Origin of the sequence: Mycolicibacter icosiumassiliensis (assembly GCF_900078685.2) — a bacterium.
Lineage (GTDB): Bacteria > Actinomycetota > Actinomycetes > Mycobacteriales > Mycobacteriaceae > Mycobacterium > Mycobacterium icosiumassiliensis.
Map to the genome: position 1 here is coordinate 2649842 of NZ_LT546166.1, position 18309 is coordinate 2668150.

An 18309-nucleotide genomic window follows, 5' to 3' on the forward strand; every position below is an offset into this window, starting at 1 on the left:
CTGGGGGATCGGCCGTGACCGCTGCGGCGCCGATCTGGCTGGCCTCCCCACCGGAAGTGCATTCAGCGCTGTTGAGTGCCGGAGCGGGGCCAGGCCCACTGCTGGCCTCCGCCGCCGCGTGGTCGGCGCTGAGTACCGAGTACACCGAGGCCGCCGACGAACTCATCGCGGTACTGGGAACCGTCCAGGCCGGGGCGTGGCAAGGGCCCAGCGGCGAGTCCTATGTGGCGGCACACGCCCCGTACCTGGCGTGGCTCAACCAGGCGAGCGCCGACAGTGCGACAACGGCGGTCCAGTGCGAGATGGCCGCCGTGGCCCACGTCAGCGCGCTGGCGGCGATGCCGTCATTGCCGGAACTGGCCGCCAACCACGCCACCCACGGGGTGCTGGTGGCGACCAACTTCTTCGGGATCAACACCATCCCGATCACGCTCAACGAGGCCGACTACGTCCGGATGTGGGTGCAGGCCGCGACGACGATGTCGACCTATCAGGCCGCCAGCGACGCGGCGGTGGCTTCAGTGCCGCAGACGCCGCCGGCACCGCAGATCGTGAAATCAGAGACCGCGCAACCGGCCGACGACGATGACGACGGCGGCGATAACCCGCTGGGTCTGCCGCAGTGGCTGGTCGATGCGCTGGAGAAGCTGGGCATCGGCAATAGTCAGCTGGCCCACGACCCTACCGTCAACACCGCTCTCGACCAGGCTATCGCGCACCTGCTGCAGAACTTCGGCTACAACTGGGACCCGGCCGGCGGCACCCTCAACGGATTCGATTACGACTATTACACGCAGCCGGCCCAATTGAGCTTCTGGGTCGCCCGGGCGCTGGAGTTGTTGGAGGATTTCCAGTACTTCGGCCAGCTGCTGACCCAGAACCCGGTACAGGCCATCCAGTGGTTCATCAGTTGGCAATTGTTCGACTTCCCGACGCACATCCTCGAGGTGGCCCAATTCCTGGCGCAGAGCCCGGCCCTGGTTGCCGCGCTGGCTGTCCCGGCCGTCGCGCCGCTGGGCGCGGTCGGCGGCCTGGCGGGTTTGGCGGGTCTGGCCGCGCTGCCCCAACCGGTCGCCGCGCCGGTGCCGATCGTCCCGGCGCCCGATCTCGTTGCCGCATTCGGCGCCTCAACAACACCGGCTGTCCCGCCGGCGGCGGCGGGCATACCGGAACCCGTTCCGATACCGGGCGGGCCGAGTAGGTACGGCGGGAAGAACGGGGTGGCGACCGCGCTGACCCGCGACAGCGCGCCTGCCGCGGGGCTGACGGTGACGTCCGGCGGTGCATTCGACGACGCGCCGCGGATGCCCTTGCTGCCGGGCAGCTGGCCGGACGAAAAAGGGTAGGAGTTCGGTAACCCGAAACTATAGATTCGCTAGAGTGAAGTCTTATGTTCGGGCCTATGTGGATGGCGTCTCCGCCTGAGGTGCATGCGACGCTGCTCAGTTCCGGCCCCGGTCCCGGCCCACTGCTCGCTGCCGCGGGCGCGTGGTCGTCGCTGAGCGGGGCATATGCCGCAGCGGCACAGGATCTGACCGCACTGCTGGCATCGGTGGCGACCGGACTGTGGCGCGGTGTTGCCGCTGAGCAGTACCAGGCCGCGCATCTGCCACATCTGTCGTGGCTGTATCGGGCCGGCGTTGACAGCGCCCGGATTGCGGCCGCGCACGAACAGACGGCGGCGGCCTATACCGCCGCGCTGGCGGCGATGCCGACGGTGCCGGAGCTGGCCGCCAACCACGCCAGCCATGGGGTGTTGGTGGCGACGAATTTCTTTGGCATCAACACCATTCCCATTGCGCTCAACGAGGCCGACTACTTTCGGATGTGGGTGCAGGCCGCCACCACGATGGCGACCTATGCGGCGGTCTGCGAAACGTCGGCGGCAGCGACCCCCGGTGTCACCGCGACGGTCCCGATCCAGAATTCGGCAGCGGCCTCATCACCGCCGCAATCGTCGGGAAATCCGTTGCAGGGACTGCTCGATTTCCTCGATCCGATCCTGAAAAGCCTGGGCATCCAAGACGGTGTGACCGCGCACGACCCGATGATCTCCAACGCCCTGACCACCGCCGTCTCGCACTTTCTGCAGAACTTCGGGATCAACTGGAATCCCGCCGCCGGCACCCTTAACGGCCAGGTCTACGACTACTACTCCAATGCCGCGCAACCCATCTGGTACCTCGCGCGTTCCCTCGAGCTTTTCGAGGACTTCCTCCATATCACCCAGGATCCGAGCCAGATCATCCCGGCGCTGCAATACCTTGCGGCGCTGGCGCTCTTCGACTGGCCGACCCACATCGCCCAGTTGGCGACGACGATCAGTCAGTCCCCGGCGCTGTTCGTCGCCGTGGCGGGTGCCGTGGTGGCTCCCGCCGGCACTCTGGGCGGCCTCGCCGGTCTGGCCGGACTGGGTCTGCCGCCGCCAGGGGTGGCCGCGGCCCCGGCGCCACCGGTGTTCGTCGCCGACGTGCCGGGCGCCGCGGTCGGTGCGCCGGCGATGGCACCACCGACCAGCCCGCCCGCCGGACCGCCGGCTTCCGCCCCGGCCGGTGCGAGCCCGCCGGCCCCGGCACCCGCGCCACCGGCGGCCGGTCCCAGCGACTCCGCAGACGCGCGGCCAGGCCCGGCCACGATGACGCGGTGATGGATCTGACCGTCGGAGTCTGCCCGGACTGGGGATCGGCACCGGCATCGGAGCACGGCGCCGGGCAGCTGGGACGCGTCGGCGCCGCACGCGTCGACCACTCCCGGCCGCCGGGGCTGACCCGGTTGGCGGCAGCCGAGTTCGCCGACGGTCCGCGGCAGCCGCTGCTGCCGGAGACCTGGGGCGCCCGCTAGGCGTCGAGCACGATCGAGCCCACCGTCTGGCGGCCCTGCAGATCGCGATGGGCTTGGGCCGCGTCGGCCAGCGGATAGTGCCGACTCACCGTCACCGTGATCGTGCCGCTGCCGATCGCCTCGAACAGTTCGCCCGCGCGCCAGGTGAATTCCGGTGCAGTACGGGTGAAGTGAGCCAGGTTGGGACGTGTCAGGTAGACCGAGCCCGCGGCATTGAGCCGCTGCGGATCGACCGGCGGCACCGGACCGCTGGCCGCGCCGAACAGCGCCAAGGTACCCCGAACAGCGAGGCTGGACAGGCTGGCGTCGAACGTCGCCGCTCCCACCCCGTCGTACACCGCGGCCACCCCGCCGTCGGTCAACTCCCGGACCCGGGCGCCGAACGCCGCGGCGTCCTCGGTGGCCGAACCGGGATAGTCGAGCACCTCCACGGCGCCGGCGTGCCGCGACAACTCGGCCTTGGCCGGATTCGACACGGTGGTGATCACCCGGGCGCCCAGCGCGGTGGCCCATTGGGTCAGGATCAGTCCCACCCCGCCGGCGCCGGCGTGCAACAACACGGTGTCGCCGGGCTGCACGGGATACACCGAATTGATCAGGTAATGCGCGGTCAGGCCCTTGAGCAGCGCGGCTGCGGCCACCCCGGCTTCGATGCCGTCGGGGATGGGGGCCGTCAAAGAGGCCGGCGCGGTGCAGTATTGGGCGTAGGCGCCGGTCGCAGCCGCCGTCACCACGCGATCACCCACAGCCAGTGCGGTCACTCCCGCGCCGACCTCGGCAACCGTGCCCGCCGCCTCACTGCCCACCACGAACGGCAGCTCGGCGGGATAGATCCCGGACCGGAAATAGGTGTCGATGTAGTTGACCCCGACGGCCTCGACCCGGATCAGCACCTCACCGGAGGTAGGGGAGGGCTGTGGTCTGTCGACAAGGTTCAAAACTTCGGGGCCGCCGGTCGCGGCCACTTCCACGGCGTACATGGTGACTATCATCTCCGAATGTGAGGTCTGCATGAAGCTGGCCCGGCCCGACATCTTCCATCCGCGCATCGTGCTGGCGGTTGATTCGCGGCGCGGTCACCACGAGGGAGTCGAGGCGGCCGCCCCGACGACGACGCCGGCCTGGTCGCGGCCCTGCGCCACCGAGGGCTACACGCCCGCCGATTGCCCTGGGACGACCCGGAGACGCTGGAAGCGGACCTGGTGATCCTGCGTACCGCCGGCGGCGACCCAGCCCGGCACGCCGAATTCACGAAGTGGACGATGCGGGTGGCCCATCTGCTGAACCCGCCGGAAGCGGTGGCCTGGAACGCCGACCGTCGCTACCTGGCGGACCTGCAGTGCGATGGGGTGCAGACGTTGGCGGGGCGGCCGCCGGCAGAGCTGAGCGCACTGGTGTTTTTCGGCGCCGGCCGATCGCACGCATTCGGCGCCGCAGGCTCCGACCCGGATTTCGAACTGTGGGATGTCGGACGTGCTGCCCTCCGTTCGGCCGCCGAACGCCTGAGCATCCGGATCGAAGAGCTGCTCTACGCGCGCGTCGAGGTAGCCGGAACCGCCGCGGATGCGCGCCTGGTCGGCTTGGATTTGATTGCGCCGCAACTGGGCTTCAGCGAGCTGGACGCCGACGAACGAGACCGGGCGCAGCGCCGCTTCGCCGTCGAGGTCGGGGCCGCGCTAGAGCGACTCGGGCTGGGTCCGCTGGCGCAACGACGCCCATAGCGCCGCAGTCGCGCCGGTGACCAGCACCGCACCCGCCACGTGCAGGGTGACCAGCACAGCCGGCACGCCGGTGAAGTACTGGACCACGCCGATCAGCCCCTGAGCGAAGGTCAGTACGGTCACCACCGCCAGCCGGCGGATCACCGGCTTGGCCGCTTGCACTGCGGCCAGCCCGAAGGCCAGTCCCACCAGCAGGCCGAGGAATCCGATCAGCAGCGACTCGTGCAGGTGGGCGAGCGTGGCGACCTCCACCTTGAGGCGGGCCACCGTGCGGGCCGCGCTCTTGTCGCCGGCGTGCGGGCCGGCGCCGGTCACCAGGGTGCCGGTCACCAGCACCGCGGCCAGCGTGGCGGCACACAGGGCGGTCAACCCGCGCAACGGCCCCGGGACCCGGTAGGTCACCACCGCCGATTCGTCGTCGGTCTGGCCGACTTTCGCGTAGAACTGCACCGCCAGCCACACCATCAGCATGGAGACCAGCAGGTGCACGGCCACGGTCCACCACGCCAGCCCGGTGCGTACCGTGATCCCACCGATCACCGCCTGCAGCACCGTGGAGCCGGGCATCAGCCAGGCGTAGACCAGTACCTCGGTGCGTCGCCGGGCCCGGATGACGGCCAGTACGGCCAGCGCCGCGGTGATCACGACCGCGAAGGTGACCATCCGGTTGCCGAACTCGATGGCCTGATGAATCCGCGGAACTTCCGAGACGGCCACCGGGACGTAGCTGCCCGGGAAGCACTGCGGCCACGTCGGGCAGCCCAATCCGGATGCGGTGACCCGCACGATGGCGCCGGTGACCGAGATGAATCCCTGAGTGAAGACGACCGCGGCGGCCAGCCATCGCTGCGTACGCAGGCCCGGTTCGGGCAGCAGGTCCACCAGGCGCATCAGGAACCGTCCCACGGGCCTGATCGTAGAGGATCGGTAACTACATCCCGTAGTAGGTCAGCTGAACCGGAACCACCGCACCGCACCGACCGCGGCCAACAGGCCCCACACCGTCACCACCGCGAGACCGAACCAGTCGACCGAGACGCTCAGCGCTTGTGCCAGCGCCTCGGTGAGCGCCCCCGACGGGGTCAGCCGGGCGAGCCAGCGGAGTGCGCCGGGCACCAGGTCGGTCTCCACCGTCAGCGCGGAGAACCCGCCGAACACGAACCACATCAGGTTGGCGCCGGCCAGCACGATCTCGGCGCGCAGGCTGCCGCCGAGCAGCAGCCCCAACGCCGCGAAACAGGCGGTACCGAGCGCAATGACCACCGCACCCAGGCCGAGGCCGGTCAGTGTCGGCCGCCAGCCCAGCACCGCGCCGATCGCCCCCAGCAGCACGGACTGCAGCAGAACGACCGTGGCCACCGACAGGGATTTGCCGGCGATGACGCCCCAGACCGGCAGCGCCGTGGCGCCCAGTCGTTTCAGTGCCCCGTAGCGCCGGTCGAACGCCACGGCGATCGCCTGCCCGGTGAACGCGGTGGCGATCACCGCCAGCGACATGATCACCGGCAGCACGGTGGTGGCGCGTTCAGCCTGGCCCTCGCCGAACGGCCCCAGCGGCAGCACCGTCAGCCCAATCAGCAGGGTGATCGGAATGAACATCGTCAACAGCAGCTGCTCGCCGTTGCGCAGCAGCAGGGTCAGCTCCAACCGGTACTGCGCGGCCAGCATCGCCGGCACGCTGGCCGGACGAGGGTCGGGGGTGAAGGTGCCGGGCGCGAAGACCCGCTCGGTAGCGCTCATGCGCGTAGCTCCCGTCCGGTCAGCTCCAAGAACACGTCTTCGAGGCTGCGCTGCTCGACCCGCAGCTGGGTGGCCAGCACATCCAGGCGGGCGCACCACGCGGTCACGGTTGCCAGCACCTGGGGGTCGACCGTTCCTTCGACGAGGTATTCACCGGGCAGCACCTCGCTGGCCCGATAGCCCTCCGGCAACGCCATGATCAGCAACGACAGATCCAGTCGCGGGGGTGCGGTGAACCGCAGCTGCCCCTGAGCGCCGCTGCGGGTCAACTCCGCCGGCGTCCCGGCAGCGACCACCGCGCCGTGGTCGATGATCAGCAATCGGTCGGCCAGCTCTTCGGCCTCACGCAGGTGATGGGTGGTGAGCACCACGGTCACGCCGTCACGGCGCAACGCATCGATCAGCTCCCACACCAGCAGTCGGGCGTGCGCGTCCATGCCGGCGGTCGGCTCGTCGAGGAAGACCAGCTCCGGCCTGCCGACCAGGGCGCAGGCCAACGCGAGCCGCTGCTGCTGCCCGCCGGAGAGCCGGCGGTAGGTGGTGCGCGCCGCATCGGTCAGGCCCAGGGTGTCCAGCAACCACTGCGGATCCAGCGGGTTGGCCGAATAGGACGCCACCAGCTTGAGCATCTCCCCGGCGCGTGCGGCCGGGTAGCCGCCGCCGCCCTGCAGCATCACCCCGATGCGCTCCCGAAGCCGGTCATTGTCGGCGACCGGGTCCAAGCCGAGCACTTCGATGGTTCCGGCGTCCGGGCGGACGAAGCCCTCGCACATCTCGACCGTGGTCGTCTTCCCGGCGCCGTTGGGGCCGAGTAGCGCGAAAACTTCGGCGGTGTGGACGTCGAAATCGAGGCCGGCGACCGCTTCGATCGCAGCAGGACCGGTCCCGTAACGCTTGCGCACCCCGCGCAAGCGCACCGCGACAGCTGAGTTCACGGAGAATCAGCGTAAGCGTCGGTGGCAGCGGCCGGCCGCGGGGTCGGTTCCTCGCTCGGTGCACCGCCCGTCGGGTGGTCTGATTCGGCCGGCAACTCACGCCACGGCAGCCGCCGGTAGGTCAGCAGGAACAACCCCAGCACCACGACGGCGCTGGCCAGGGTGGCGTCCACGATCTGGAACAGGGCGAAACGGTCGCCGTTGGCGGTCGGGCCGAAGATGCCCACCACCAGCGTCACCGCGATCACCGCGATCCGGAAGTTCGGGCGGGTCGCCCAGGCGGCCAGCGGGATGATCGCCCACAGCAGGTACCACGGCTGGACCACCGGAAACAGCAGGACCGTGATGCCCAGCGCCACGCCGAGCCCACCGACCGGATGCAACCGGCCGTTGAACACCACCAGCAGCAGCCACACCACCAGCACCGCGATGATCAGGACACCGATGGCACGGGTCAGCGAGAGCACCGCGGTGGTGTGATCACCCAGACCCAGCAGGATCCCGACCTGGCCGGTGCCCAGGGCGATCAGGGTCGGAGGCGACATCCAGCTGCGCACCACGTTGGCCGTGCCCAGGGTGAAGACCCACCCGAAGCCCAGCCCGCTGGCCCAGCCGATCAAGCCCGTCACCGCTGCCGCCAGCGCGGCCATGCCCGTGCCGGCCAGCAGAAATGCCCGCAGATCGCCGCCCCACCGCCAGCCCAGCGCCATCGCGACAAAACCGAGCGCCAGCAGCGATGGCAGCTTGACCTGCGATGACAGCGTGATCAGCACGGCTCCGGTGAGCAGCTCGGACAGCGGCGCCCAGTCGTGCCGGTTGGGGCGCCGGCTCAGATCAGGCCACAGGGGTTTGGCCGCGGTGATCCCGCGCAACGCAAACTCCGTGCCGGTCAGCATGAGTCCGAGCATCAACGCCTCGTTGTGGATGCCGGCGACCAGATGCATCAGCAGCAGCGGATTGGCGGCGCCGAGCCACAGGGCGCTGACCTCGGCGACCCCGCAGCGCGCCGCCAGGCGCGGCACCGCCCACATGATCAATCCGACCCCGAGCAGCACCACCACCCGGTGACACAGCACCGCGGTGACGATGTTCTCGCCGGTCAACGCCGAGATTCCGCGGCCGATCCACAAGAACAGCGGCCCGTAGGGCGCCGGCGTCTCCCGCCAGAGGCTGGGCACGGACAGGGTGAAAACGTGGTCCAGGCCCAGGGCCGACGCCGGGCCCACCCGATAGGGGTCCAGGCCCAGTCGGGAGATCTGGCTCTGCGCCAGGTAGGAGTAGACGTCCTTGCTGTACATCGGTGGGGCGACCAGCAGCGGCAGCATCCACAGCAGCAGGGTGCGGTCGAGCTGGCTGCGCGACATCCGGCGGTTTCCCACCGGCGACGACGACAGGGCGAACCGCCCCAGCATCAGCCAGGCCAGCGCCATCATCACCGCGCCGGTGGTGGTCATGGTCAGGGCCACCGTGGCCAGCCGTGACGGCAGGTTCAGCAGCCGGACCCCGAAGGTCGGGTCCTGCACGACCGGCCGCGCACCCGCCCCGAGCGCACCGATGGCCATCAGCATGGTGCCGGTGGCGCCGAAGAGGCGAGTGCGCCGCAATGCGACCAGCTCAGCGGCGTTGAGCGGGGAGCCGACGGTGCGCTCGTCGCCGTGCAAGTGCGCGATCGACGTGCTCAGCGAGTGCCGGCGGAGGGCCATCCCCGCAGCCTAACGGCCGCTCTTCGATGCCTGGGGACGCCCGGCGCCGCGCGGGATGTGATCAGCGCAACGGCCGATCTGGGCTGAACTGAGGTAACCCTTTCTAGACCGCGCCCTGGAATTGCGTCACACTGGTGTTGTGAAAATCGAGGCCTCCGAAATGGGGGAGGTGCACGCCGCAACCGAAGTCGCCGGGCAGGGCCCCGGCGGTGCGGTTATGGTGGGCACCCCGCTGGCGGCCGATGTCGCCAGCGGCCACGACACGCGTCACGCGGTGGTACGCCTGCTGATGGAATCCGGATCGATCACCGCCGGGGAGATCGGCGCCCGCTTGGGCTTGTCGGCCGCCGGGGTGCGTCGCCACCTGGATGCCCTGATCGAGATGGGTGACGCCGAGGCGCATGCGGCGGCGTCCTGGCAGCAGGTGGGGCGCGGGCGTCCGGCGAAGCGGTTCCAGCTCACCGAGGCCGGCCGCGGCAAGCTCGGTCACCGCTATGACGACCTCGCGGTGGCCGCTATGCGCCAACTGCGCAAGATCGGCGGAGAAGACGCGGTGGTGGACTTCGCGCGCCAGCGCATCGACGCCATCCTGGCCAAGGTGGCGGCCGTCGCAGCCGGCAGCGGCAGCGACGACGACGGCGACCTGGAGGTCACCGCGCAACGCATCGCCGGCGCGCTGACCGAGGCCGGTTACGCCGCCACCACCGCGCGAGTGGAGGGTGGCGTACCGGGGGTGCAGATCCTGCAGCACCACTGCCCGGTGGCCAACGTCGCCAAGGAGTTCCCGGAGCTGTGCCAGGCCGAACGGCAGGCGATGGCCGAGGTGCTGGGCACCCACGTGCAGCGGTTGGCCACCATCGCCGACGGCGGCTACGTCTGCACCACCCATGTGCCACTGACCAACCGGAGCGCTAAGGCCGTCAAGGCCGGCAAATCCATCGCAGCCGGGACCGTCAAAAAACAGCATTAGCAGCATCGACCGACCTTCGGCGCACACCCTGCGCCGAAGCCATCACGAACACCGAAGGAGCGTCACCATGACACTCACGCCGGAGGCCACCGAAGCAACCGCGGAGCCGACCCAGGAAGAGACGATCGCGTCGCTGGGCCGGTACGAATTCGGGTGGTCCGACAGCGACGCCGCCGGTGCGGCCGCCCAGCGGGGTATCTCCGAGGACGTGGTGCGCGACATCTCGGCGAAGAAGAACGAGCCGGAGTGGATGCTCGAGGCACGCCTGCGGGCCTACCGGACGTTCCTGAAGAAGCCGATGCCCAACTGGGGCTCGGACCTGTCCGGTATCGACTTCGACAACATCAAGTACTTCGTCCGGTCCACCGAGAAGCAGGCCCAGACCTGGGACGACCTGCCCGACGACATCCGCAACACCTACGACCGGCTGGGCATCCCGGAGGCCGAGAAGCAGCGCTACATCGGTGGCGTGGCGGCCCAGTACGAGTCCGAGGTCGTCTACCACAAGATCCGCGAAGACCTTGAGGCGCAAGGGGTTATCTTCCTCGACACCGACACCGCGCTCAAGGAGCACGAGGATCTGTTCCGGGAGCACTTCGCCACGGTGATCCCGGCCGGGGACAACAAGTTCTCCGCGCTCAACACCGCTGTGTGGAGCGGGGGATCGTTCATCTACGTGCCCAAGGGCGTGCAGGTCGACATCCCGCTGCAGGCCTACTTCCGGATCAACACCGAGAATATGGGCCAGTTCGAGCGCACCCTGATCATCGTCGACGAAGACGCCTACGTGCACTACATCGAGGGCTGCACCGCGCCGGTCTACTCGTCGGACTCGCTGCACTCGGCGGTGGTGGAGATCGTCGTCAGGCCGGGTGGTCGCTGCCGCTACACCACCATCCAGAACTGGTCGGTCAACGTCTACAACCTGGTCACCAAGCGGGCCCGGGCCGAGGCCGGCGCCACCATGGAGTGGGTCGACGGCAACATCGGCTCGAAGGTCACCATGAAGTACCCGGCGGTGTGGATGACCGGCGAGCACGCCAAGGGCGAGGTGCTCTCGGTGGCATTCGCCGGCGAAGACCAGCATCAGGACACCGGCGCCAAGATGCTGCACCTGGCGCCCCACACGTCGAGCAACATCGTCTCCAAGTCGGTGGCGCGCGGCGGCGGTCGGTCCTCCTACCGGGGGCTGGTGGAGATCCACAAGGGTGCGCACGGCGCGAAGTCGAGCGTGAAATGCGATGCGCTGCTGGTCGACAGCGTCAGCCGCAGCGACACCTACCCCTACGTCGACATCCGTGAGGACGACGTCACCGTCGGCCACGAGGCCACCGTGTCGAAGGTCAGCGAAAACCAGCTGTTCTACCTGATGAGCCGCGGGCTGACCGAGGACGAGGCAATGGCGATGGTGGTGCGCGGCTTCGTCGAGCCGATCGCCAAGGAACTGCCGATGGAATATGCGCTGGAACTGAACAAGCTGATCCAGCTGCAGATGGAAGGCTCGGTGGGCTAGGTGACTTCGACTGGTGTGACGTCCGCCCCGGCGGCCAACCTGACCGCAGCGGTCGAAGGTGCCACCAAGGGCACCGCATTCACCTCGTTCGACGTCGAGGCATTCGAGGTGCCGCACGGTCGCGATGAGGTGTGGCGGTTCACCCCGCTGCGCCGGCTGCGCGGCCTGCACGACGGCTCCGCGGTCGCCGATGCCTCCGCCGACATCGAAGTCCTCGGCCCGGACGCCGTGCGGACCGAGACGGTGGCGCGCGGCGACGACCGGCTGGGTGCCGCAGGTGCACCCGCGGACCGCATTGCCGCCCAGGCCTTCTCGGCGTTCCGTGAGGCGACGGTGGTCACCGTGCCCAAGGAAGCGATCGTCGAGGAGCCCATCGAGATCACGGTCACCGGCCCAGGTTCCGGAGCGACGGCCTACGGCCACCTTCAGCTGCGCGCTGAGGAACTGTCGCGGGCAACCGTCGTGATCGACGTGCGGGGCAGCGGAACCTACGCCGACAACGTCGAATTCGTGGTCGGCGACGGCGCACACCTGACCGTGGTCTGGATCGCCGACGCCGCCGCGGACTTGGTCCACGTCACCATGCACCACGCGGCGCTGGGCAAGGACGCGGTGCTGCGCCACAGCGCCGTGCAGCTGGGTGGCGAATTGGTACGCCTGACCGGGCGGGTCCGGTTCGACGGCCCGGGTGGCGACGCCGAAATGCTCGGCCTGTACTTCGCCGACGACGGCCAGCACCTGGAATCGCGACTGCTGGTCGACCACGCCCAGCCCAACTGCCGCTCGAACGTGCTCTACAAGGGTGCGCTGCAGGGCGACCCGGATTCGGCGCTGCCGGACGCCCACACCGTCTGGGTCGGCGACGTCCTGATCCGCGCGACCGGTGTCGGCACCGACACCTTCGAGGTGAACCGCAACCTGGTACTTGCCGACGGCGCCCGGGCCGACTCGATTCCCAACCTCGAGATCGAGACCGGGGAGATCGTGCAGGCCGGACATGCCAGCGCGACTGGGCGATTCGACGATCTCCAGTTGTTCTACCTACAGGCGCGCGGCATCCCGGAAGATCAGGCCCGACGCCTGATCGTGCGCGGCTTCTTCGGCGAGATCATCGCCAAGATCCCCGTTCCGGCGGTGCAGGAACGCCTCACCGAGGCCGTCGAGCGTGAACTCGCGGTCACCGAGAACCAATAAACCCGAACGCATCAGCTAAGGACACGAATCAGCAATGAGCACACTGGAAATCAAGGGCCTGCATGTGAGTGTGTCGCCCGGCGGCGCCGGCGACGACAGCACGGCCGACATCCCGATTCTGCACGGGGTCGACCTGACGGTGAACTCCGGTGAGACGCATGCCCTGATGGGCCCGAACGGGTCGGGCAAGTCCACCCTGTCCTACGCGATCGCCGGGCACCCCAAATACATCGTGACGTCCGGCTCGATCACCCTCGACGGCGAAGACGTGCTGGCGATGAGCGTCGACGAGCGTGCGCGCGCGGGCCTGTTTTTGGCCATGCAATACCCCGTCGAGGTGCCGGGTGTGTCGATGTCGAACTTCCTGCGCACCGCGGCGACCGCCGTGCGCGGTGAGGCGCCGAAGCTGCGGGCCTGGATCAAGGAGCAGCGCGCGGCGTTCGCCGACTTGGGTATCGACTCCGCTTTCGCCGAACGCAACGTCAACGAGGGCTTCTCCGGCGGTGAGAAGAAGCGCCACGAGATCCTGCAGCTGAGCCTGCTCAAGCCGAAGATCGCCATCCTCGACGAGACCGACTCCGGCCTGGACGTCGACGCGCTGCGAGTGGTCAGCGAAGGGGTGAATCGCTACCAGCAGGCGGAGAACGGTGGCGTGCTGGTGATCACGCACTACACCCGTATCTTGCGCTACATCCAGCCGCAGTTCGTGCACGTCTTCGCCGGCGGGCGGATCGTCGAGTCGGGCGGGCCGGAGCTCGCCGACGAGCTGGAGGCGAACGGCTACGAGCGCTTCGCTGAGGCAGCGGCCGAGGCGGCGGCGGAGGCGTGACATGACGGTGTCGGTCAGTCGTCCGGCGGTGCCGGACCTCGCCGCGATTCGGGCGGACTTTCCGATCCTGAACCGGGTCATGCGAGGCGGAAGCCGGCTGGCCTACCTGGACTCCGGAGCCACCTCGCAGCGTCCGCTGCCGGTGCTCGAGGCGGAGCGTGAGTTCCTGCTGAACTCCAACGGCGCGGTGCACCGCGGGGCGCACCAGTTGATGGAGGAGGCCACCGACGCCTACGAGGACGGCCGGTCTGCGATCGCGCGCTTCGTCGGCGCGGATCCGGACGAGCTGGTGTTCACCAAGAACGCCACCGAATCGTTGAACCTGGTGTCCTATGTGCTCGGCGACGACCGCTTCGAGGCGGCTGTCGGCCCGGGCGACGTCATCGTCACCACCGAACTGGAACACCACGCCAACCTGATTCCCTGGCAGGAGCTGGCGCGGCGCACCGGTGCGACCCTGCAGTGGTACGAGGTGACGCCCGACGGGCGTATCGACCTGGACTCGCTGGAACTCGGCGAGCGGGTCAAAGTCGTTGCGTTCACTCATCACTCGAACGTGACTGGCGCGTTGGCCCCGGTCGACGAGCTGGTGTCGAGGGCCCGCGCGGTGGGTGCACTCACCGTGCTGGACGCCTGCCAGTCCGTTCCGCACCAGCCGGTCGACTTCCACGCCTTGGGTGTGGATTTCGCGGCGTTCTCCGGGCACAAGATGCTGGGGCCCAACGGGATCGGGGTGCTTTACGGTCGGCGGGAGCTGTTGGCGGCGCTGCCCCCCTTCCTCACCGGTGGGTCGATGATCGAGACGGTCACGATGGCGTCGAGCACCTACGCGCCGGCCCCGCAACGTTTCGAGGCAGGCACGCCGATGACCTCGCAGGTCGTTGGGCTGGCCGCGGCGGCTCGCTATCTCGAGGCGATCGGGATGGACGTGGTGGCCGCTCACGAACGTGAGCTGGTGGCCGCCGCACTGGAGGGGCTCGCCGGCATTCCCGGGGTGCACATCGTTGGGCCGACGACGACGATCGACCGCGGCTCGCCGGTGTCGTTCGTGATCGACGGGGTGCACGCGCACGATGTCGGTCAGGTGCTCGACGACGACGGTGTCGCGGTCCGGGTGGGCCACCACTGCGCAATGCCGTTGCACCGCAAGTTCAATGTGGCTGCCACCGCCCGGGCGTCGTTCGCGGTGTACAACACTCACGAGGAGGTGGAGCGCCTGTTGGCGGGCGTTCGCCGGGCCGTGGAATTCTTCGGGGGAGTGTGAGACGTTGCGTCTTGAGCAGTTCTATCAAGAGGTGATCCTCGATCACTACAAGCATCCGCAGCATCGCGGTCTGCGGGAGCCTTACGGCGCGCAGGTGTACCACGTCAACCCCACCTGCGGTGACGAACTGACTCTGCGGGTGGCGCTGTCGCCCGACGGTACGCAGATCGCCGATGTCTCCTACGACGGGCAGGGTTGCTCGATCTCGCAGGCGGCGACCTCGGTGCTGGCCACCCAGGTGATCGGTTTGACGGTGCAGCAGGCCTTGACGACATTCGATGCATTCCACGAGATGGTGTCCTCGCGGGGCGCCGTGGAAGGCGACGAGGAGGTGCTCGGCGACGGCATCGCCTTCGCCGGGGTAGCCAAGTACCCGGCCCGAGTCAAGTGCGCGCTGCTTGGCTGGATGGCGTTCAAAGATGCGTTAGCGCAAACACTTTCGAAGACAGAAGAACAGACGTTGGCATCCGTCAGTGTCTCAACCCAGGAGATGAACCGATGAGCGAATTGGGGCCGGACGAGCTGCTCGCCGAACTCGAGGAATCGATGCACGACGTCATCGACCCCGAGATCGGCATCAACGTCGTGGACCTGGGCCTGATGTACGACCTGTCCATCCGGCAGGACGAAGACGGCCAGGTCGCGGTCGTCACCATGACGCTCACCTCACCGGCCTGCCCGCTGCAGGACATGATCGTCGAGCAGATCCAGAACGCCACGGTGGGTACCGGTCTGGTCAAGAAGGCCGACGTCAACTGGGTTTGGGAACCCGCCTGGGGACCGGACAAGATCACCGACGAGGGCCGCGAAATGATGCGGGCAGTCGGCTTCACGGTCTGACCGTGCCGGCATCCGAGTTCTGGCTCTGCCGGACCTGCGGTGTCGAACACGAGGCCACGCCGCAGGTGTGTGCGATCTGCGCGGACGACCGGCAATGGGTGCCGTCGGACGGCCAACACTGGGCCACCTTGGACACATTGGTGGTCGAAGGCATGCAGTCCTACTCCTTTGAACTGGAACCCGGGCTGATCGGGATCGGCAGCAATCCGCCGCTCGGTATCGGTCAACTGGGCAAGCTGGTGTGCACCCCCAGCGGCAACATGCTGTGGGATCCCTCGGGATTCGTCGATGACGCCGGGGTGGCCGCGGCGCTCGAACAGGGCCCGGTGCTCGGTGTCGTCGCCAGCCACCCGCACATGTTCGGCGCCCAAGTGGAATGGGGCCGACGACTCGGCGGCGTGCCGGTGTACGTCAACGCCGCCGACATGCAGTGGGTGAAGCGCCCGGACCCGGCGATCCGATACTGGTCCGGCCGACTGGAGCTCGCAGCCGGGTTGACCGTGACTCAAGTCGGTGGCCACTTTCCGGGCAGCTCCGTCGCATGCTGGGACGCCGGTGCCGAGGGCCGGGGTGTGCTGCTGGTGGGCGACACGGTCTTCCCGAACCCCGACCGGCGCACGGTGGCCTTCTTGCGCAGCTATCCGAACCGGATTCCGCTGTCGGCGGCCGTCGCCCAGCGGATGGCCGGCACCTTGGAGCAATTGCGGTTCGACCGCATCTACGGGTTGCACACCAACACCATCGACACCGATGCGGTGGCCGCGATCCGGTTCTCGGCGGACCGTCACGCCGCGTGGGCGCGCGGCGACCACGACGACCTCACCTAGCGCGGGACCGGTCAGGGTTGTCAGGTGTCCCGGCTGGCGGCCCGGGGGACGGGCGCTGCAATACTCGTCGCGTGACTGTGACGGAAAACGAGCGGACACGGTGACGACAAGCAGGCGACGGTTCATGGCCGGGATGGCGGCCGCGGCGGCGGGCACCGCGGTCGGCGGGCTCGCTGCATGTGGATCGCGGGGGCCGGGAGCCGACACCATTTTCCTCGGCGGACCGGTGGTGACGGTGGCTCCCGGCGCCCCGGAGGCCGAAGCACTCGCCGTCACCGGCGGACGGATCAGCCAGGTCGGCACTGCGGACGAGGTACTGCGACTGCGCGGGTCGGGAACCACCGTCGTCGACCTGCGCGGCCGCGCGCTGCTGCCGGCGTTCGTGGAGCCGCACGGTCATCCCTTTGAGATGGGCTCCACCCTGGCGCCGCCGGCCATCGACGTGCGTCCTTTCACGGTGCCGACTGCGAGCGGGGTGTTCGCGAAGCTGGCCGAGGCCGTGGCGGACACGCCCAAGGGCCAGCCGATCTTGCTCAACGGGGTGGATCCGCTGCTGCAGACCGGGCTGCGGCCCTTCACTCGTAGCGAGCTATCCCGGCTCTCCCCGAACAACCCCGTGGTGATCATTTCCGACAGCGGCCACGCCGCCTACGGCAATACCGCCGCGTTCACCGCGGCCGGTATCACCAAGACCACCCCCAACCCGGCCGGGGCGCAATACATCCACGGACCCGACGGACAGTTGACCGGCGAGGTGCGCGAAGCGGCGGCGGTGATGGCGCTGGTGGCGCCGTTCTCCGGCGCGATCATGGCCAACGCCGGGGACAATCTGCGCTGGGCCTACGCCCAACTCGCTCGCGCGGGAATCGCCACCGCCACCGAGCATTCCTATGACGCGCGTGCGCAATCCGAGGTATTCGGCAAGCTCGCCCAGCAGGCCGACTGCGCGGTGCGGGTCCGTGCCTACGAGATCGGCACCCCCGACCTGGCGGCGGATCCGAAGAATGTTCGTGGCCGGCGGGCCCGCGCCGACGTGCTGTTCGACAAGATCGGGATGAAGATGTGGGCGGACGGTTCGCCCTGGCAGGGCAACATCTTCACCACATTCCCGTATCTGACCAACGCCACCACCGCGAGCATGGGCCTGGGACCCGACCACCGCGGCCGGATGAACTACCCGCCCGAGCAGATCCAGGAACTGACCAAGGCCTTCGTCGATCAACACTGGCAGCTTTCCTGCCATGTCCAGGGTGATGCCGCGATCGACGTGGTGCTGGATGCTTTCGAACAGGCGCGCACACCCCCGGCGTTACGGCCCCGGATCGAACACGTCGGCGCCATGCGTCCCGATCAGTTCGCGCGGGCCGCGCAGCTGGGAATCACCCCGAGCCTGTTCATCGAGCACATCTATTTCTGGGGAGATGCGTTGGTGGACAAGCTGTTCGGTCTGGAACACGGTTCGCACTGGATGTCGGCGCGGTCGGCCTTGGATGCAGGTCTGCGCCTGTCGTTCCACAATGACGGCACCGTCACCCCGCCCAACCCGATCGGCAACATCGCCACCGCGGTCAACCGGATCGCCAAGGGCAGCGGCCGGGTGCTGGCCCCCGAGCAGCGCATCGGCGTCGACGCGGCGATCAAGGCGCAGACGCTCAACGCGGCCTGGCAGCTGCGGTTGGACACCGAGATCGGCAGCCTGGAACCCGGCAAGTACGCCGATCTGGTGGTGCTGTCGCACAACCCGCGTCGTGTTCCGCCGGCCGAACTGCGTGACGTGGCGGTGGAGGCCACCTATCTGATGGGGCGGCAGACCTACGGGAAGGTGCTGGGGTAGCTGCGGGTATCGAAACCCAGTCGTTCCGGCATCATCCGAACGCCCAGCGCCATGCCCGATTGACCGGGGGTGAGCACACCCCATGACGAGTTGTCATC

At 68.7% G+C, this 18309-nt stretch carries 17 protein-coding genes and 1 pseudogene; 13 read left to right on the forward strand and 5 right to left on the reverse strand.

The window, feature by feature from the left end:
* The first annotated feature begins 14 nt into the window (after window positions 1-14).
* Genes BN4346_RS36710 through BN4346_RS50055 form a run of 3 tightly spaced genes read left to right on the forward strand, consistent with a single transcriptional unit; the run spans window position 15 to window position 2841 of the window.
* On the forward strand, window positions 15-1346 hold the full coding sequence (locus BN4346_RS36710) for a PPE domain-containing protein (protein WP_067973081.1): 1332 nt from the start codon (window positions 15-17) through the stop codon (window positions 1344-1346).
* 44 nt (window positions 1347-1390) lie between these two features.
* Window positions 1391-2647, forward strand: a complete 1257-nt coding sequence (locus BN4346_RS36715) for a PPE family protein (protein WP_096867529.1) — start codon at window positions 1391-1393, stop codon at window positions 2645-2647.
* Window positions 2647-2841, forward strand: a complete 195-nt coding sequence (locus tag BN4346_RS50055; RefSeq protein ID WP_096867531.1) for a PPW family C-terminal domain-containing PPE protein — start codon at window positions 2647-2649, stop codon at window positions 2839-2841. Before BN4346_RS36715 ends, BN4346_RS50055 begins: the two co-directional genes overlap by 1 nt.
* Here BN4346_RS50055 and BN4346_RS36725 read toward each other — a convergent pair.
* Window positions 2838-3821: a quinone oxidoreductase family protein gene (locus BN4346_RS36725; RefSeq protein ID WP_067973210.1), complete on the reverse strand. Its 984-nt coding sequence runs from the start codon at window positions 3819-3821 to the stop codon at window positions 2838-2840. The genes BN4346_RS50055 and BN4346_RS36725 overlap by 4 nt on opposite strands.
* Window positions 3822-3852: 31 nt before the next feature.
* On the opposite strand from BN4346_RS36725, the pseudogene BN4346_RS36730 reads away from it, so the two are divergent.
* Window positions 3853-4562, forward strand: a pseudogene (locus BN4346_RS36730) (hypothetical protein).
* On the opposite strand, the gene BN4346_RS36735 reads toward BN4346_RS36730, so the two are convergent.
* Genes BN4346_RS36735 through mptB form a run of 4 tightly spaced genes read right to left on the reverse strand, consistent with a single transcriptional unit; the run spans window position 4518 to window position 8940 of the window.
* Window positions 4518-5453: a COX15/CtaA family protein gene (locus tag BN4346_RS36735; protein WP_067973207.1), complete on the reverse strand. Its 936-nt coding sequence runs from the start codon at window positions 5451-5453 to the stop codon at window positions 4518-4520. The pseudogene BN4346_RS36730 and the gene BN4346_RS36735 overlap by 45 nt on opposite strands.
* 57 nt (window positions 5454-5510) lie before the next feature.
* Window positions 5511-6302 carry an ABC transporter permease gene (locus BN4346_RS36740; RefSeq protein ID WP_067973084.1) on the reverse strand — a complete coding sequence of 264 codons (792 nt, stop codon included), beginning with the start codon at window positions 6300-6302 and terminating at the stop codon, window positions 5511-5513.
* Window positions 6299-7237: an ABC transporter ATP-binding protein gene (locus BN4346_RS36745; RefSeq protein ID WP_067973088.1), complete on the reverse strand. Its 939-nt coding sequence runs from the start codon at window positions 7235-7237 to the stop codon at window positions 6299-6301. The genes BN4346_RS36740 and BN4346_RS36745 overlap by 4 nt, the downstream gene beginning before the upstream one ends.
* Window positions 7234-8940 (reverse strand): polyprenol phosphomannose-dependent alpha 1,6 mannosyltransferase MptB, encoded by a 1707-nt coding sequence (gene mptB / locus BN4346_RS36750; protein WP_067973092.1) that lies wholly within the window; start codon window positions 8938-8940, stop codon window positions 7234-7236. The genes BN4346_RS36745 and mptB overlap by 4 nt, the downstream gene beginning before the upstream one ends.
* A gap of 160 nt (window positions 8941-9100) precedes the next feature.
* Between mptB and BN4346_RS36755 the strand changes: the two genes are divergently transcribed.
* The 9 genes from BN4346_RS36755 (at window position 9101) to BN4346_RS36795 (ending at window position 18211) form a co-directional block, all read left to right on the forward strand.
* A complete protein-coding gene (locus BN4346_RS36755; protein ID WP_067973218.1) occupies window positions 9101-9910 on the forward strand; it encodes a helix-turn-helix transcriptional regulator in 810 nt (269 codons plus the stop codon).
* 67 nt (window positions 9911-9977) lie between these two features.
* The gene (sufB, locus tag BN4346_RS36760; protein ID WP_067973096.1) at window positions 9978-11423 is read left to right on the forward strand and encodes a Fe-S cluster assembly protein SufB; all 1446 of its coding nucleotides are present in this window, start codon (window positions 9978-9980) and stop codon (window positions 11421-11423) included.
* On the forward strand, window positions 11424-12617 hold the full coding sequence (gene sufD / locus BN4346_RS36765) for a Fe-S cluster assembly protein SufD (protein ID WP_078058657.1): 1194 nt from the start codon (window positions 11424-11426) through the stop codon (window positions 12615-12617).
* Window positions 12618-12651: 34 nt separating this feature from the next.
* Window positions 12652-13446 carry a Fe-S cluster assembly ATPase SufC gene (gene sufC / locus BN4346_RS36770; RefSeq protein ID WP_067973103.1) on the forward strand — a complete coding sequence of 265 codons (795 nt, stop codon included), beginning with the start codon at window positions 12652-12654 and terminating at the stop codon, window positions 13444-13446.
* A 1-nt stretch (window position 13447) separates the two neighbouring features.
* Window positions 13448-14710, forward strand: a complete 1263-nt coding sequence (locus BN4346_RS36775; RefSeq protein ID WP_067973106.1) for a cysteine desulfurase — start codon at window positions 13448-13450, stop codon at window positions 14708-14710.
* 4 nt (window positions 14711-14714) lie between these two features.
* Window positions 14715-15212, forward strand: coding sequence for a Fe-S cluster assembly sulfur transfer protein SufU (gene sufU, locus BN4346_RS36780; protein ID WP_067973110.1), 498 nt, complete (start codon window positions 14715-14717; stop codon window positions 15210-15212).
* Window positions 15209-15550: a metal-sulfur cluster assembly factor gene (locus BN4346_RS36785; protein ID WP_067973112.1), complete on the forward strand. Its 342-nt coding sequence runs from the start codon at window positions 15209-15211 to the stop codon at window positions 15548-15550. Before sufU ends, BN4346_RS36785 begins: the two co-directional genes overlap by 4 nt.
* 2 nt (window positions 15551-15552) lie before the next feature.
* Window positions 15553-16377 carry an MBL fold metallo-hydrolase gene (locus BN4346_RS36790; RefSeq protein WP_067973114.1) on the forward strand — a complete coding sequence of 275 codons (825 nt, stop codon included), beginning with the start codon at window positions 15553-15555 and terminating at the stop codon, window positions 16375-16377.
* Window positions 16378-16477: 100 nt separating this feature from the next.
* Entirely contained in the window at window positions 16478-18211 is a 1734-nt protein-coding gene (locus BN4346_RS36795; protein WP_067973117.1) for an amidohydrolase, read from the forward strand.
* Window positions 18212-18309: the final 98 nt, after the last annotated feature.